Source organism: Clostridium sp., from assembly GCF_026168755.1.
Lineage (GTDB): Bacteria > Bacillota > Clostridia > Clostridiales > Clostridiaceae > Clostridium.
In genome coordinates, this window is sequence record NZ_JAPFDR010000006.1 from 13,408 (window position 1) to 29,304 (window position 15,897).

Genomic DNA, 15,897 nt, shown 5'->3' on the forward strand with positions numbered 1-15,897 from the left:
AAATTATGAGAGATATATCTAATTCTAAAGGAAAGATTTTCAGACATTTTAAGGGAGATTTATATTTAGTTGAAGACTTTGTTAAGAATTCAGAAACTCAAGAAACTATGGTTCTTTATAGAGCTTTATATGGGGAATGTGGACTTTTTGTAAGACCATATGATATGTTTGTGGAAGAAGTTCCAGAAGGAAAGGTTAATCCAACAGGACAAAAATATAGATTTCAAGAATTCGACGTCAAAAGCGTAAAATAACTAAATTGTTCGTTAGAGCTTGAATGCCGTGATGCCGAAAATTAATGATATTACCTCCAGGAATTGTGTAATTAAGTTTTAGAATTTAATTACAATATTCCTTCCAATAATATCATTAAATTTTCTTTATCACTGGCTTTAAAGCTAAAAGATACAATCTCCTACGCAATCACCTTAAAAGTTAACGACTTTTTGCTATATTTTATATTATGAATTACTGATCTTTAAATAAACTAATAATATTAATATACAAGTTAGCTATCATAATTGCTAATATAAGAAGGTATTTGCATATGAGCAGAGCTATCCCCGTTATTCATATCAGAAGGTACTTTTTTTCAAGTAATGCTTTATCATTAAAATTATCAAAATATAAGCTTCTTATATGATAAGTACCAGAAGAACCAGCATTTTTATTTGTGGAAGCTATATGCTTAATACTATTTTTTATTGAAAAATAATCAGAGACATTAATAAAAAATTTCAACTCATGTCTTGGTTTACTCATAAAATATTCGCCTCCAATTTTAGTTAATGTTAAATTTAAGTTAACTTACAGGTTAATAGTAGTACTACAACCTTAAAATAATATTAAAAATACCCTAAATATTTAATTTCTATGTTAAAATTTTCGTAAAGCATTAGATATATAATAAGTGAGGAGGATGAGATTAATGAGATTATTACTTGTAGAAGATGAAATACAGCTTTCAGAAGCACTTAATCATATATTAAGCAAAAATAAATATATAGTTGATGCTGTATATAATGGTGAAGATGGGTTAGATTATGGATTAACAGATATATATGATGTGATAGTGTTAGATATTATGATACCTAAGCTTAGTGGATTAGAAGTTCTTAGGAGGTTAAGAAAAGAGAATATAAAGACTCCAGTTATTCTATTAACAGCTAAAGGAGAAATTGAGGATAAGGTTAAAGGGCTAGATAGTGGGGCAGATGATTATTTAGCGAAGCCATTTGCAACAGAAGAATTATTAGCAAGATTAAGAGCTTTGACTAGACGACAAGGGGAAATTATAAATGATAATATTTTAGAGGTTGGAGATATTAAATTAAATATTTCTACTTATGAGTTAGAAGGGCCTTGTAATAGTATTAAACTTTCTTTAAAAGAGTTTGAAATTATAAGATGTTTTATGCAAAGACCAAGAGTAATAGTAACTAAGGATGAGTTAATAAGTAAAATATGGGGATATGATTCAGATGCAGAATATAATAATATAGAGGTATATATTTCTTTTTTAAGAAAGAAGTTAGGATATGTTAATTCTACTACCAGTATAACTACAGTGCGAGGTGTTGGTTATAAGTTGGAGGGAAGTTAGGAATGTTTAAGAAACTAAAAATAAAATTTGTGTTGATTAATATGAGTCTATTAACAGCGGTATTTATAGGTATATTTGGAACTATATATTTAAGTACAGCATATAGTATGGAAAAAGATATACGTATGCAATTATGGAGTAATATGATGGTTGCTCCACAACAAAAGCCAACGCCTAAAAATGATAGAATGGATATGACAATAAAAATAAATTTAGATAATACTAATGAAGTAGTTACTGTTTCTTCTAAGATGAATACCGATGATTTGGATATAAATAATATTGTTACAAAAGTTATTAATAGTAGCAAGGATATGGATACAATAAAAATTAATGGTGAAAGTTTTGGATATTTAAAGAAAGATATAGGAAATGGTAAAAGAATAGTATTAATGAGCAAATCATTTCAGCATGAGATGTTATGGAATTTATTAAAAATATTTATTGGAGTTGGTTCATTAAGTTTAATTCTATTATTTTTTATAAGTATATATTTTACTAATAAGGCTATAAATCCACTAGAAGAAACCTTTAGAAAGCAAAAGCAATTTATAGCAGATGCTTCTCATGAACTTAGAACACCATTAACTATAATTAAGACTAATGTTTCATTATTAAGAGAAAATGAAATGGAGACTATTCATAGTCAGAAAAAATGGATCAATTATATAGATTCTCAAGCAGGTAGAATGTCAACATTAATTAATGAAATGTTATCCTTAGCAAATTTAGATGTAAATAAGAAGAAGGAAGAAAGAATTAATATTAATTTAAGTAAGATGCTTAGAGATTCCTTATTAGTATTCGAAGTAGTGATATTTGAAAAAGGATTAATATTAGAGGAAGATTTATCTGATAATATTTTTATAAAGGGTGAACAGAATCAAATAAAAAAGCTTATAAGTATATTAATGGATAATGCTATTAAATATACAAATAAAAATGGAAAGATAACTGTTTCACTTATTAATGAAAGAAATAAAGCTAAATTAATAGTTAAAAATACTGGTGAGGGTATAAAAAAGGAACACTTAGAAAAAATATTTGAGAGATTTTATAGAGTTGATGATTCAAGAGATAGGGGAACTGGTGGGTATGGACTTGGGCTTTCTATAGCAAAAGCTATTATTGAAGATCATAAGGGTAAAATACATGCTGAAAGTATAATTAATAATGAAACATCATTTATTATTGAATTGCCTTTAAGCATAGGATAAGAATAAGTTTAAATATATTTAATAATTAATTTATTAGCAAGACTATTATAACGTAGGTTGTAGTAGTCTTTTTTTATAGTAAATCTTAAGAATTTCTTTAGATTTATTATAATATCTTCTTTATTTATTAGATATATTATAAAATTATAATGTAAAATAAAAAGATAAGGAGAAACAGAATGGATGCTAATAGTATTTTAAATTATTTGTCGCAGTATGGTTTAATATTTATATTTATAATTGTATTTTTAGAGTATTTAAACTTACCAGGACTTCCAGCAGGAATAATAATGCCATTGGCAGGTCTATGGATATCAAGAGGAGAGATGAATTTTCTTTTTGTTTTAATATTATCAGTTATAGCTGGGGTAATTGGAAGTTGGGTATTATATTTTTTAGGTTTTTATGGTGGAAATTTTTTATTAGATAAATATATTAAGAAGTTTCCAAATCAAAAAAAATACATAGATGAAAAGTTAGAATATTTAAGAAGTAAGGGTTATATTGGTGTATTTATAAGTAGGCTTATTCCAGTTGCAAGAACTATAATTGCAATACCAGCAGGAGTACTTAAAATGAACTTTTTTAAGTATACAGTATATTCAGCAATGGGTATATTTATATGGAATGCTACATTTATTTCAGCTGGATATATTTTAGGGGAAGGTATTTTTAAATATATAATTTAGTTAAAAAAGGGGTAACATATAAATGAATAAAATGGGTTCATATAATGTTTTAATTGTTGAAGATGAAAATGATATAGCAATTGCTATAGAAGCATATTTAAGTAATCAAGGGTATAATGTTTTTATAGCTAATAATGGAATAGAAGGATTAGAATTGTTAAAAAAAGAAACTATTCATCTAGCTATAGTTGATGTAATGATGCCTAAAATGGATGGTATAACTTTTGTTATGAAGCTTAGAGAAAATCATGAGTTTCCTGTAATAATGTTATCTGCAAAATCAGAAGAAGTGGATAAGATAATGGGACTTAATATAGGGGCAGATGATTATGTAACTAAGCCATTTAGGCCTCTAGAATTATTAGCAAGAGTTAATTCTCAGCTTAGAAGATATTCAAAGTTTTTAAATATGGCAAAAGAGCCTGAAGTTAAAGAAAATATTTATAGTGTTGGTGGATTGGAATTAAATTTTGATACTAAACAAGTTACAGTTGATGAAAAACTAGTTAAGCTAACACCGATTGAATTTAAAATATTAGCATTACTTATAAAAAATCCAGGAAGAGTATTTGCTGCTGATGAAATTTATGAAAGGGTATGGAATGAACAAGCAATAAATACTGATACTATAATGGTTCATATAAGAAAGATAAGAGAAAAGATTGAGATTAATCCTAAAAATCCAAAATATTTAAAGGTGGTTTGGGGAGTCGGATATAAGATTGAAAAGCAATAAACAACTTAAATTAATATCTATATAAATTAAGAAAATACCGCATTATTCAAAGGGAATATGCGGTATTTTTATGTGCAATTATATTAAATTTTAAATTCTTTAGAAAAGTTTTAGAATTTGTATAGGTTAATCTTTATAAAGATAAATTAGTATATATTTATAAGTTAAATGAATTGTTTTACCATCAAAAACAATTCATATATATTATAATATTTTACATGATAGTAGTTTTATATTTTAATTAAAAATGTACATTTTATGAGTCTTGCAATATTGACAATAAAATAATAATAAAGGATGTGTATATAAAATTGAAAGGCAATACAGATAACAAAGAATTTAAGGAAAAGAGTATAGAAGAATATAAAAGTAAAGGTATTATAGCTATGTTGCTAATAATAGTTATTATAGCAACATCAGCATTAGGCATGTGTGCGGCATATCCATTAATAGAAGAAAATGCAAAGAATGTTTCATATACTAATTATTTTGATGAATATGATTTTACGGAAAAATTAGCATGTACTTTGTATTCTTCGTATTATAATTCCTTAAATGAAAAAGCAGGAGGAACATTAGATCCAGCATCAACATTATTAAATATGCAAAAAAGCATATATGATAATGATGAATATTATGATGAAAGTGAATTTATAAATGGTTTTAATTCTAATTTTAATTATTGGAATCGTATGTTAGATAATCAGCTTGCAAATTTGAAGTATTATTTTTATGATAAAACTAATAATGTAACAAAAACAAATATAAATTACGAAGTAGGTATTATTGAAAATAATATAGATTTATCATCAATAAAGAAAGATGAATATCAATTTTACGTAGCTATTAATTTTGATGAAAATGGTAATTTAACAATTAATGATATTAAAGGAGCTGACACTCAAAATTTTGAATACTATTTAAACCTTGCTTTAAGTGATTTCTTAAGTGATAATTACTACAATAGTGAGTATTATAATGCTACTATGAATCCAATTAAAAATATGGGTTTTGTATATGCAGTGCCTAATAATTTAGTGTTTAATGATTCAATATCATGGGGAATCAGAGATGCACAGACATATGGATATCAAGTTGTAGGTGGGGTTGCAGTAATGATAATAGCTGCATTAGTAGCGATGGCTGCATTAATATTCCCTATTAAAAGAGCAAATGAAATACCTCTATTTAAATGGGTATCAAAAATACCATTTGAAGTTTGGATAATTATAGTATCACTTACAGTAGCACTTTTGATTGTATCTTCCAGATATATGATTCATCCTGCATTAAATGGTCAATTAGAACATTTTATTGGATTTAATGTTGATTGGTTTACTGGAACAGAAAAGGTAATATGGGCATTAAACTTTATTAATTGGTTTATAGGATTTGGAATTGTATTCTTTTCTGTGTTAATAATAAAGTATATATTTAATTTAGGAATTAAAGAATATCTTAAGAGAAGAACAGTATTTGGAATAATATTAATGTTATTTATTAAAATTATTAAAATAACATTAGATGAAATAACAAAAGTAGATTTAAGAGAAAAGAATAATAAGTTAATCATAAAATTATTAGTAATAAATGCAGTAATATTATTAATAATAACTTCTATTTGGTTCTTTGGAATTCCTGTAGTTATACTTTATTCAATAGTTTTATTCTTTGTAATAAGAAAATATGTTGATAAAATAAGCGAAAAATATAGCAAATTAAGAGAAGCTACAAGTAAAATTGCTCAAGGAAAATTAGATGTTAATATAGAAGAGGATTTAGGTCTTTTTGAACCCTTTAAAGAAGATTTGAAAGAAATTCAAAAAGGTTTCAAAAAAGCTGTAGATGAAGAAGTTAAGAGTCAAAAAATGAAAACTGACTTGATATCAAATGTATCACATGATTTAAAGACTCCCTTAACAGCAATAATTACTTATGCGGATCTTTTAAAAGATGAAAATTTATCAGAGGAAAAACGTAAGCAATATATTGAAACATTAGATAGAAAAGCCCAAAGACTCCAAGTTTTAATAGAAGATTTATTTGAAATGAGTAAAGCTACAAGTGGAAATATAACATTAAATATAGAAAATATTGATGTTGTATCTTTAATGAAACAAACATTACTTGAATTAGAGGATAAGCTTAAGGAAGCAAATTTATTAGTTAGAAATAATATACCAGAAGGTAAGGTTTTATTACCTTTAGATAGTCAACGTACATTTAGAGTATTTGAAAATTTAGTAATTAATATGACTAAATATGCAATGCCTAATACAAGAGTTTTTATTGATATTATTGAAAATGAAAAGCATGTTGAAGTAATAATGAAAAATATGGCTGCAGAAGAAATAACATTTAATGTAGATACAATAGCAGAAAGATTTGTAAGAGGGGATGAATCAAGAAATACTGAGGGTTCTGGGTTAGGTCTTGCAATTGCTAAGAGCTTTGTTGAATTACAAGGTGGAACTTTTAACATAAGTGTAGATGGAGATCTATTTAAAGTAACAATAACATTTGTAAAATAAAGGTAGTGCCTCCGGGGAACAGACATATATTGTAAAAAATAGGGGTTGTCGCATTAGTGGATTTTACTAGCTAATGTGACATCCTTTTATATTTTCATAGAAGAACATAAATATATTATAAGTTTGCAGAAAGGGAATTAAGTAGAGAAGTTTTAGATTTTATAAATATGGAATGTGAAAATTTCGAACTTAGAAATGAAGATATAAAAAATAAATATATATTAATTTTAGAAGAGTTAGAAAATAAATATTAAATTTTGGAGGAAATAAATATGATAACAAGGGATATGACAATAGGTAAAATTATAAATTCAAATTAAAAGGCAGCTGATATATTATTTTAGTTGTATTTGATCTATATTCAAAAAAGAAGAAAGCATAATATATTATATTTTAAAAATTGTATCGTAAAACAAGAGACACTTAATTAGAGTTATATTAAATCTAATTAAGTGTCTTTTTTAGTTATTTTAAATTTATATATTATGCTAATTCAGCTTTATGTAGCATATTTAATGATTTAAACTCCTTGAATATTAGAGCTAATGTTATAACAACAGATAGGAAATCAGCACAGGCACCTGCAGCCCAAACTCCATCTAATCCCATAAATAAAGGCAATATTAAAGTAAATGGAATTAATAATATAACTTGTCTAAGCAAGCTAACAAACATAGACATTTTAGCTTTACCTACTGATTGGAAATAACTAGTTGAAACAATATTAATTCCTACTATAGGCATCATTAATAAATACATTCTAACTCCTTTTACAGCAACAGCAGTAAGTTCAGGGTCATTATTAAATAAGCCTATTGCAAATTGAGGGAAAGTCTGAATTAGAATTCCACCAATAGTACAAATAACTGTAGCAGAAATAGTAGCGATTTTAAATGTTTTTTTAGCTCTATCGTATTTTTTAGCACCATAGTTAAATCCTATAATTGGTTGACAACCTTGATTAATACCAAATATAGGCATCATAAATACCATGTTAATAGCTCCTATTATAGCCATAGCTCCTATAGATAAATCATTACCATATGATTTTAAAGAGTTATTAGCAACAACTTGCACCAAACTGTTAGCAATTTGAGTTGCAAAGGGAGCGATACCAATTGCAAATGTCATCATGACTAAGTTTTTGTTTAATCTCATATTTTTAATTTTTAATTTTAAGTTAGAATTTCCTTTAGTGTAGTAGTAAAGAATTATGATGAATGTAAGAGCTTGAGAAATAACAGTTGCAAATGCAGCTCCTCTAATTCCCATGTTTAATACAAAAACAAATAAATAGTCTAATACTATATTAGTACCACATCCAATAACCATTGTTATTGAAGCTAGCTTAGGATTACCATCAGCTCTTACAGTACTATTTAATGCAAAAGAAAGAATATTAAATGTACATCCGCCTAAAATTACAATAATATATTGTTTAGCATAAAATAAAGTATTTTCACTTGCTCCAAAAAGATTCAATATTGGATTTAAGAAGACAAGTGCAATAATAGTGATTGCAATACCAACTAATAAGCTTAATGTTAATGCGCTACCAATTAATCTTTCAGCATCATCTCTTTTACCACGGCCAAGGTTTAAAGAAATATTTGCTGTTGATCCAATTCCAATAAGCATACCAAATGCTAAAAGAATAGACATTATGGGCATTGTTATTCCAATACCTGTTAAAGCAAGAGAACCAACTTCAGGTATACGTCCAATGAATATTCTATCCACAATATTATATAAAGCATTAACAAGCATACCAATTATTGCTGGTATGGAATATTTTAATAATAATTTCCCTATAGACTCTTCGCCTAATTGATTCTGATGTCTCATATTTTTCTCCTCCTATATAATTTAGAAATCATTTTAATGAATACTTATTTAAGTGTAATTTATACTCAATGTTGAATTTATATAATGTAAAATGATTGTCGAATTGACTTATATATTATACTGTTAAAAGCGTGATAAACACAACTAAAAAAGTTGGGAATGCAACTATTTTTTTGATATAAAAATATAAATTAGGATAATCTATTAGGAAATAAGGTGAATGATTATGAATGAAAATGAAAGAATTTGAATGAAAATGATTGACTTGTGATTGAAATTGGAGTATTATTAAATTGAGGAAGTGGTGTAAATGTTATCAGAGAAAAGGCATAAGCTTATTTTAGAAAAGTTAGAAAAAGAATCAGTAGTGTATTTAAATGATTTAGTTAAATATTTGAATACTTCAGAATCTACTATTAGAAGAGATTTAACTGCTCTTGATAAAGCAGGATTATTAAAGAAGGTTCATGGAGGAGCTACATTATTAAAAGAAATAAGTATAAATACAACTGATGATATTGTTGAGAATAGACAGGATTTAAATATAGATGAAAAGTTAAAGATTGCAGAATATGCTGCATCATTAATAGAAGATAATGATTTAGTATATATAGATGCAGGAACAACTACAGAACTTATGATTAATTTTATAAATAATACAAAAGCTATATTTGTAACTAACGGAATTGTTCATGCAAGAAAGTTAATTAAAAAGAAATGTATTACATATATTTTAGGTGGAGAATTAAAGCTTGCCACTGAAGCCATAGTAGGAGCTGAAACTGTAAATAGTTTAAGAAAATACAATTTTACAAAGGGCTTTTTTGGATCAAATGGAGTAGATATTGAAAGAGGATTTACTACACCAGATGTTAAAGAAGCTATGGTAAAAAGTGAGGCATTACATAGAAGTAAAAAAAGATTTATTTTATGTGATAAATCAAAATTTGATGAAATAAGTTCAATAACTTTTGCAAATATTAAAGAAGCTAAAATAATAACTAGAGGTTTAGAGAATAATAGATATAGATACGAAACAGAAATTTTGGAGGTGGAAAATTAATGATATATACAATAACGTTTAATCCAGCTTTAGATTATATTGTTAAGATGGATGAATTCAACTTAGGCCATGTTAATAGAAGTAATAAAGAATTTGTTTATGCTGGTGGAAAAGGAATTAATGTATCAATAGTATTAAACAATCTAGAAGTTAAAAGTAAGGCACTAGGGTTTATAGCTGGTTTTACTGGAGATGAAATAGAAAGAAGAGTTAGAGAGTTTGGATGTGATACAGATTTCATAAAACTAAAAGAAGGTATGTCCAGAATAAATGTAAAAATAAAAGCTGATGTTGAAAGTGAAATAAATGGTGGTGGACCAGATATATCAGCAGAAGCATTAGAAGAACTTTATGGAAAGTTAGACACATTAAAAGCTGGAGATATATTAGTTTTAGCAGGTAGTATTCCAAAAACAATGCCAACAGATGTTTATGAAAGAATAATGGAAAGACTTCAAGAAAAAGGTGTTAAGTTTATAGTTGATACAACTGGTGAATCATTACTTAAGGTATTAAAGTATAATCCATTTTTGATAAAACCAAATCATCATGAACTTGGAGAGTTATTTGGAGTAAAACTTAATAATAAAGAAGAAGTTATAGAGTATGCAAAGAAACTTAAAGATATGGGGGCACAAAATGTAATTATATCTATGGCTGGAGATGGAGCAGTGTTAATAGACTCTAATGGAGGAGTTACAACAAGTAATGTACCAAAAGGAATAGTAAAAAACTCAGTTGGAGCAGGAGATTCAATGGTTGCTGGATTTATAGCTGGATATTTAAATTCAGAAAAAATTGAAGATGGATTTAAATTAGGTGTAGCAACAGGAAGTGCATCAGCATTTTCAGAAGGGTTAGCTACAAAAGATTATGTTTACAAATTATTACAACAAGTAAAATAAATAGTTTAAGGAGGAATAAAAAGTGAAAATTACTGATTTATTAAAAAAGAATGGTATAGCACTTAATCCTAAAGTAGATTCTAAAGAAGCAGCAATAAATAAATTAGTTGATTTAATGGATGCTACAGGAAGATTAAGAGATAAAGAGGCATATAAAAATGCTGTTTTAGAAAGAGAAAGTCTAAGCACAACAGGAATTGGAGATAATATAGCAATTCCACATGCTAAGACAAGTGCAGTAAAGGAAGCAGGTCTTAGTGCAATGGTACTTACTAATGGTGTTGATTATGATTCATTAGATGGTGAGCCAGCAAAGTTATTCTTCATGATAGCAGCACCAGAAGGTGAAAATAATCTTCACTTAGATGTATTAGCAAGATTATCAATGATGTTAATGGATCCAGATTTTAAAGAGCAATTAATAAATGCTAAAAGTGTTGATGAGTTTTTATCACTTATTGATTCTAAAGAAAATGATAAATTAAAAGCAGAAAATGATAAAGAAGAGGCTCAAAAGGCACAAACTAATGGATATAGAGTATTAGCTGTTACTGCATGTCCAACAGGTATAGCTCATACATTTATGGCAGCTGAGGCTTTAGAAAATAAAGCTAAGGATATGGGAATTACAATAAAAGTTGAAACTAATGGTTCAGGAGGAGCTAAAAATGTTTTAACTGATGAAGAAATAGCTAATGCTGAATGTATAATAGTTGCAGCTGATAAAAAAGTTGAAATGGCTAGATTTGAAGGAAAGAAGGTTATTCAAACTAAGGTTGCAAATGGAATTCATAAAACAGAAGAATTATTAAATAGAGCTACTAGTGGAAATGCGCCAGTTTACAATCATGCAGGTGGAAGTGATAGTGAAGGTTCATCATCAGAAGATGGAGAAAGCATTGGAAGGCAAATATATAAACACTTAATGAATGGTGTATCTCATATGTTACCATTTGTTATTGGTGGAGGTATATTAATAGCTTTAGCATTCTTATTAGACAATTACAGTATTAACCCAGCTAACTTTGGTAAAAATACTCCAATAGCTGCATTAATAAAAACTATAGGTGAAACTGCATTTGGATTTATGTTACCAGTACTTGCAGGATATATTTCAATGAGTATTGCAGATAGACCAGGTCTTGCAGTTGGTTTCGTTGGTGGTATGTTAGCTAATTTAGGAACAACTTATGCAAGTGCATTTGATTCTTCAGTATCAGTTATTAGTGGAGGTTTCTTAGGAGCATTATTTGCAGGTTTCTTAGGTGGTTACTTAGTATTAGGATTAAAGAAGGTATTTGATAAATTACCACAATCATTAGAAGGTTTAAAACCAACATTATTATATCCTTTCTTTGGTATTGGATTAATTGGATTAATAATGATATTTGTAAATCCGTTCTTTGGTGGAATAAATGAAGCAATTACAAATTTCCTTAACTCAATGGGTGGAACAAGTAAATTATTATTAGGAATTGTTGTTGCAGGTATGATGTCAATTGATATGGGTGGTCCTTTCAATAAAGCAGCATACGTATTTGGTACAGCATCACTTGCATCTGGTAACTATGAAGTAATGGCAGCTGTAATGGCTGGTGGTATGGTTCCACCACTTGCAATAGCTTTAGCATCAACATTCTTTAAGAATAAATTTACTAAGAGAGAAAGACAATCAGCACTTACAAATTACATTATGGGATTATCATTTATAACAGAAGGTGCAATTCCTTTTGCTGCAGCAGATCCATTAAGAGTTATACCTTCATGTGTAGTAGGTTCTGCAACAGCTGGAGCGCTTACAATGTTATTTAACTGTCAATTAAGAGCTCCTCATGGTGGAATATTTGTATTACCTGTAATAGGAAATCCATTTGGATACTTAGCAGCTGTTGCTGTTGGTTCTGTAGTAGGAATGGTAATGTTAGCATTATTAAAGAAAAAGGTAGAAGAATAAAATAGAAAAATTTTAAAGGTCTGAGATATTTACTGATTTAGTTAGTGTCTCAGACATTTTTATACTTCAAGGCATATAAATGAAGGGGGAATAATTATTTATGTGGATATTATACGCATTAGGATCTGCATTTTTTGCAGGAGTTACCTCTATTTTAGCTAAAGTAGGTGTTAAAGATGTAGATTCTCATTTAGCAACAGCTATAAGAACAATTATAGTTTTAATTTTTTCATGGATAATGGTATTTATAATTGGCTCACAAAGTGCAATAGCAAACATTAATGGAAAAGCTTTTTTATTCTTAATTTTATCGGGTTTATCAACAGGAGCATCTTGGTTATGTTATTTTAAAGCATTGCAATTAGGTGATGTAAATAAGGTAGTACCTATTGATAAGAGTAGTACAATTTTAACAATGGTTTTAGCTTTTATTTTATTAAATGAAAAGATAACTACAAATATGGTAGTTGGAATGATTGGAATAGCTATTGGAACTTACTTAATGATTCAAAAGAAAGAAGGAGTAGAAAAGGTGGTTAAGGGGAAAGCGTGGTTAATATATGCTTTATTATCAGCTTTATTTGCTTCATTAACGTCTATATTAGGTAAGGTTGGTATAGAAAATGTTGAATCAAATTTAGGAACAGCTATTAGAACAATAGTTGTACTTATAATGGCTTGGATTATAGTTTTTGCTACTAAAAAGCAAGGTGATATTAAGAAGATTGATAAGAATAGTTTAATATTTTTAATTTTATCTGGAATAGCAACTGGTGCATCGTGGATTTGTTATTATAAAGCTTTACAAGATGGACTAGCTTCTATAGTTGTTCCAATAGACAAGCTTAGTATTTTAGTAACTATATTATTTGCTTATGTATTTTTAAAAGAAAAATTATCAAAGAAATCATTATTAGGTTTAATTTTAATTGTAGTTGGAACATTAGTATTATTAATAAAAGTTTAGATGAGGGAAAGTTAATTTAACTTTACTATAAGGTTAATGATAGGAGGACAATAACAAATGAAAAAATTTAATGCTGAAATAAAAAAGGTAGAAGAAAAAGATGGAGCATATATAGAGATACCTTTTGATGTAGAACAAGTATATGGAGCTAGGAGAGTAAAGGTAAAAGCAACCTTTGATGGAGTTGAATATAGAGGCTCAATAGTTAAGATGGGATTACCATGTTATATTATAGGAATAACTAAAGAGATAAGAAAAAAGATAGCAAAGGAACCAGGAGACGTAATTGATGTAACAATAGAAAAAGATGAAGAAGAAAGAATTATTGAGACACCTATGGATTTTAAAGCAAGAATAGAGTTAGATGATAATATAAAAGAATTTTGGAATACATTATCTTTTTCTATTCAAAAAAAGTATGTTACATGGATAACTTCAGCTAAGAAGGAAGAGACAAGAAATAAAAGAATAAATGAAGCAATAGAAAAGCTGAAAAATAAAGAGAAGATAAAATAGCATTATTGTGTTAAAAAAAGCCTATATTTTGCAAGTAAAGCAATAAGAAGATTATGTATAATCACATTATAAATCATTAATTGTAATAAAAAGATAAATTGAGTTTTTATAGTGTGGAGGTAACAAATATGGAAAGACAATGGTGGCATAGCTCAGTAGTATATCAAATATACCCAAGAAGCTTTAATGATAGCAATGGCGACGGAATAGGGGATATTAATGGAATTAGAGAAAAGTTAGATTATCTAAAGGAACTTGGAATAGATGTTATTTGGCTTAGCCCAGTTTATAAATCTCCAAATGATGATAATGGATATGATATAAGTGATTACTGTGATATCATGGATGAATTTGGAACAATGGAAGATATGGATAATCTTTTAAAGGAAGCTAATGAAAGAGGAATTAAGATTCTTATGGATTTAGTTGTTAACCATACTTCTGATGAACATAAATGGTTTATTGAAGCTAAAAAGTCTAAGGATAATGAATATAGAGATTATTATATATGGAGAGATCCAGTAGATGGACATGAACCAAATGGATTAGGATCTTGTTTTAGTGGTAGTGCATGGCAATATGATGAAACAACTGGACAATATTACTTACATTTATTTAGTAAAAAACAACCTGATTTAAATTGGGAAAATGAAAATGTTAGAAATGAAGTTTATAAGATGATGAATTTCTGGGTGGATAAAGGTATTGGTGGATTTAGAATGGACGTTATTGACCTTATCGGTAAAGTTCCAGATGAAATGATAACAGGAAATGGACCTAAATTACATGAATATCTACAAGAAATGAATAAAGTAGCATTAGAGGGAAATGACTTATTAACAGTAGGAGAAACGTGGGGAGCAACTCCAGAGGTAGCCAAGCTTTATTCAAATCCAGAAAGAAAAGAATTAAGCATGGTATTCCAATTTGAACATATAGGGTTAGATCAAATTGAAGGAAAAGAAAAATGGGATCTTAAGAAATTAGAATTACTTGATTTAAAGAAAGTTTTATCTAAGTGGCAAACAGAGCTTGAAGGGCAAGGATGGAACAGTCTTTTCTGGAATAATCATGATTTACCAAGAATAGTTTCAAGATGGGGAAATGATAAAGAATATAGAGTAGAAAGTGCAAAAATGTTTGCAACTCTTCTTCATGGTATGAAAGGTACTCCTTATATTTATCAAGGAGAAGAACTTGGAATGACTAATGTAAGGTTTGAAGATATTAATGAGTATAATGATATTGAAAGTTTAAATATGTATAAAGATAGACTTTCAAAAGGATATACTCATGATGAAATAATGGAGTCTATCTATGCAAAGGGAAGAGATAATGCTAGAACTCCAATGCAATGGGATTCAACAGAGAATGCTGGATTTACTACAGGAACTCCTTGGATTGCTGTAAATAAAAATTATAATGAAATAAATGCTAAACAATGTTTAGAAGATGAAAATTCAATTTTCCATCATTATAGAAAATTAATAGATATAAGAAAGAATAATGATACTATAATTTATGGAGATTATACTTTATTATGCCCTGAAGATAAAAATATCTTTGCTTATACTAGAGAGTTAAATGGAGACAAGGTATTAGTAGTTTGTAATTTCTATGATAAGGAAGTTGCTTTTAGTTTTGATGGCGATTTTAATCATGCTGACATTTTATTAAGCAATTATAAGGATTCAAGCACATTGATTGGAAAATTAATCTTAAGACCATATGAAGCTATAATATTTAGAGTTATGTAAAATAATGTATGCGCCTCCGGGGTCAATCCAATATATGGATTGACCCCGGAGGCGCATACAATTTTTCCCTGAAAAAATGTGCTATTCATTTAATCAAAAATAAAGTATATAATT

At 27.8% G+C, this 15,897-nt stretch carries 14 protein-coding genes; 12 read left to right on the forward strand and 2 right to left on the reverse strand.

Features of this window, described 5'->3' with window-relative positions:
* Positions 1–2 precede the first annotated feature (2 nt).
* On the forward strand, positions 3–254 hold the full coding sequence (locus Q0Y03_RS03835) for a DUF1653 domain-containing protein (RefSeq protein ID WP_297712590.1): 252 nt from the start codon (positions 3–5) through the stop codon (positions 252–254).
* Between the two features lie 316 nt (positions 255–570).
* Here the strand turns inward: Q0Y03_RS03835 and Q0Y03_RS03840 are convergent, their stop codons facing one another.
* Positions 571–762 carry a VTC domain-containing protein gene (locus Q0Y03_RS03840; protein ID WP_297712502.1) on the reverse strand — a complete coding sequence of 64 codons (192 nt, stop codon included), beginning with the start codon at positions 760–762 and terminating at the stop codon, positions 571–573.
* 166 nt (positions 763–928) lie between these two features.
* Between Q0Y03_RS03840 and Q0Y03_RS03845 the strand changes: the two genes are divergently transcribed.
* From Q0Y03_RS03845 to Q0Y03_RS03865, 5 genes are all read left to right on the forward strand, one after another.
* Entirely contained in the window at positions 929–1,603 is a 675-nt protein-coding gene (locus Q0Y03_RS03845) for a response regulator transcription factor (protein ID WP_297712503.1), read from the forward strand.
* A 2-nt stretch (positions 1,604–1,605) separates the two neighbouring features.
* Positions 1,606–2,820, forward strand: coding sequence for an ATP-binding protein (locus tag Q0Y03_RS03850; RefSeq protein ID WP_297712504.1), 1,215 nt, complete (start codon positions 1,606–1,608; stop codon positions 2,818–2,820).
* Positions 2,821–2,999: 179 nt separating this feature from the next.
* Positions 3,000–3,509, forward strand: coding sequence for a DedA family protein (locus Q0Y03_RS03855; protein WP_297712505.1), 510 nt, complete (start codon positions 3,000–3,002; stop codon positions 3,507–3,509).
* Positions 3,510–3,540: 31 nt separating this feature from the next.
* A complete protein-coding gene (locus Q0Y03_RS03860) occupies positions 3,541–4,245 on the forward strand; it encodes a response regulator transcription factor (RefSeq protein WP_297712592.1) in 705 nt (234 codons plus the stop codon).
* A 311-nt stretch (positions 4,246–4,556) separates the two neighbouring features.
* On the forward strand, positions 4,557–6,776 hold the full coding sequence (locus Q0Y03_RS03865) for a HAMP domain-containing sensor histidine kinase (RefSeq protein ID WP_297712506.1): 2,220 nt from the start codon (positions 4,557–4,559) through the stop codon (positions 6,774–6,776).
* Positions 6,777–7,259: 483 nt separating this feature from the next.
* Here the strand turns inward: Q0Y03_RS03865 and Q0Y03_RS03870 are convergent, their stop codons facing one another.
* Positions 7,260–8,621, reverse strand: coding sequence for an MATE family efflux transporter (locus Q0Y03_RS03870; protein ID WP_297712507.1), 1,362 nt, complete (start codon positions 8,619–8,621; stop codon positions 7,260–7,262).
* A 310-nt stretch (positions 8,622–8,931) separates the two neighbouring features.
* Here Q0Y03_RS03870 and Q0Y03_RS03875 point away from each other — a divergent pair, with 310 nt between their 5' ends.
* The 6 genes from Q0Y03_RS03875 to Q0Y03_RS03900 all read left to right on the forward strand — a co-directional run bounded on the left by Q0Y03_RS03875 (position 8,932) and on the right by Q0Y03_RS03900 (position 15,783).
* A complete protein-coding gene (locus Q0Y03_RS03875; RefSeq protein WP_297712508.1) occupies positions 8,932–9,684 on the forward strand; it encodes a DeoR/GlpR family DNA-binding transcription regulator in 753 nt (250 codons plus the stop codon).
* Positions 9,684–10,589: a 1-phosphofructokinase gene (pfkB, locus tag Q0Y03_RS03880; RefSeq protein WP_297712509.1), complete on the forward strand. Its 906-nt coding sequence runs from the start codon at positions 9,684–9,686 to the stop codon at positions 10,587–10,589. Before Q0Y03_RS03875 ends, pfkB begins: the two co-directional genes overlap by 1 nt.
* Before the next feature lie 22 nt (positions 10,590–10,611).
* Positions 10,612–12,543: a fructose-specific PTS transporter subunit EIIC gene (locus Q0Y03_RS03885; RefSeq protein ID WP_297712510.1), complete on the forward strand. Its 1,932-nt coding sequence runs from the start codon at positions 10,612–10,614 to the stop codon at positions 12,541–12,543.
* Between the two features lie 100 nt (positions 12,544–12,643).
* The gene (locus Q0Y03_RS03890) at positions 12,644–13,510 is read left to right on the forward strand and encodes an EamA family transporter (protein WP_297712511.1); all 867 of its coding nucleotides are present in this window, start codon (positions 12,644–12,646) and stop codon (positions 13,508–13,510) included.
* A 57-nt stretch (positions 13,511–13,567) separates the two neighbouring features.
* Positions 13,568–14,026, forward strand: coding sequence for a YdeI/OmpD-associated family protein (locus Q0Y03_RS03895; protein WP_297712512.1), 459 nt, complete (start codon positions 13,568–13,570; stop codon positions 14,024–14,026).
* Positions 14,027–14,154: 128 nt separating this feature from the next.
* Positions 14,155–15,783, forward strand: a complete 1,629-nt coding sequence (locus Q0Y03_RS03900; RefSeq protein WP_297712513.1) for an alpha-glucosidase — start codon at positions 14,155–14,157, stop codon at positions 15,781–15,783.
* The last annotated feature ends 114 nt before the right edge of the window (positions 15,784–15,897 follow it).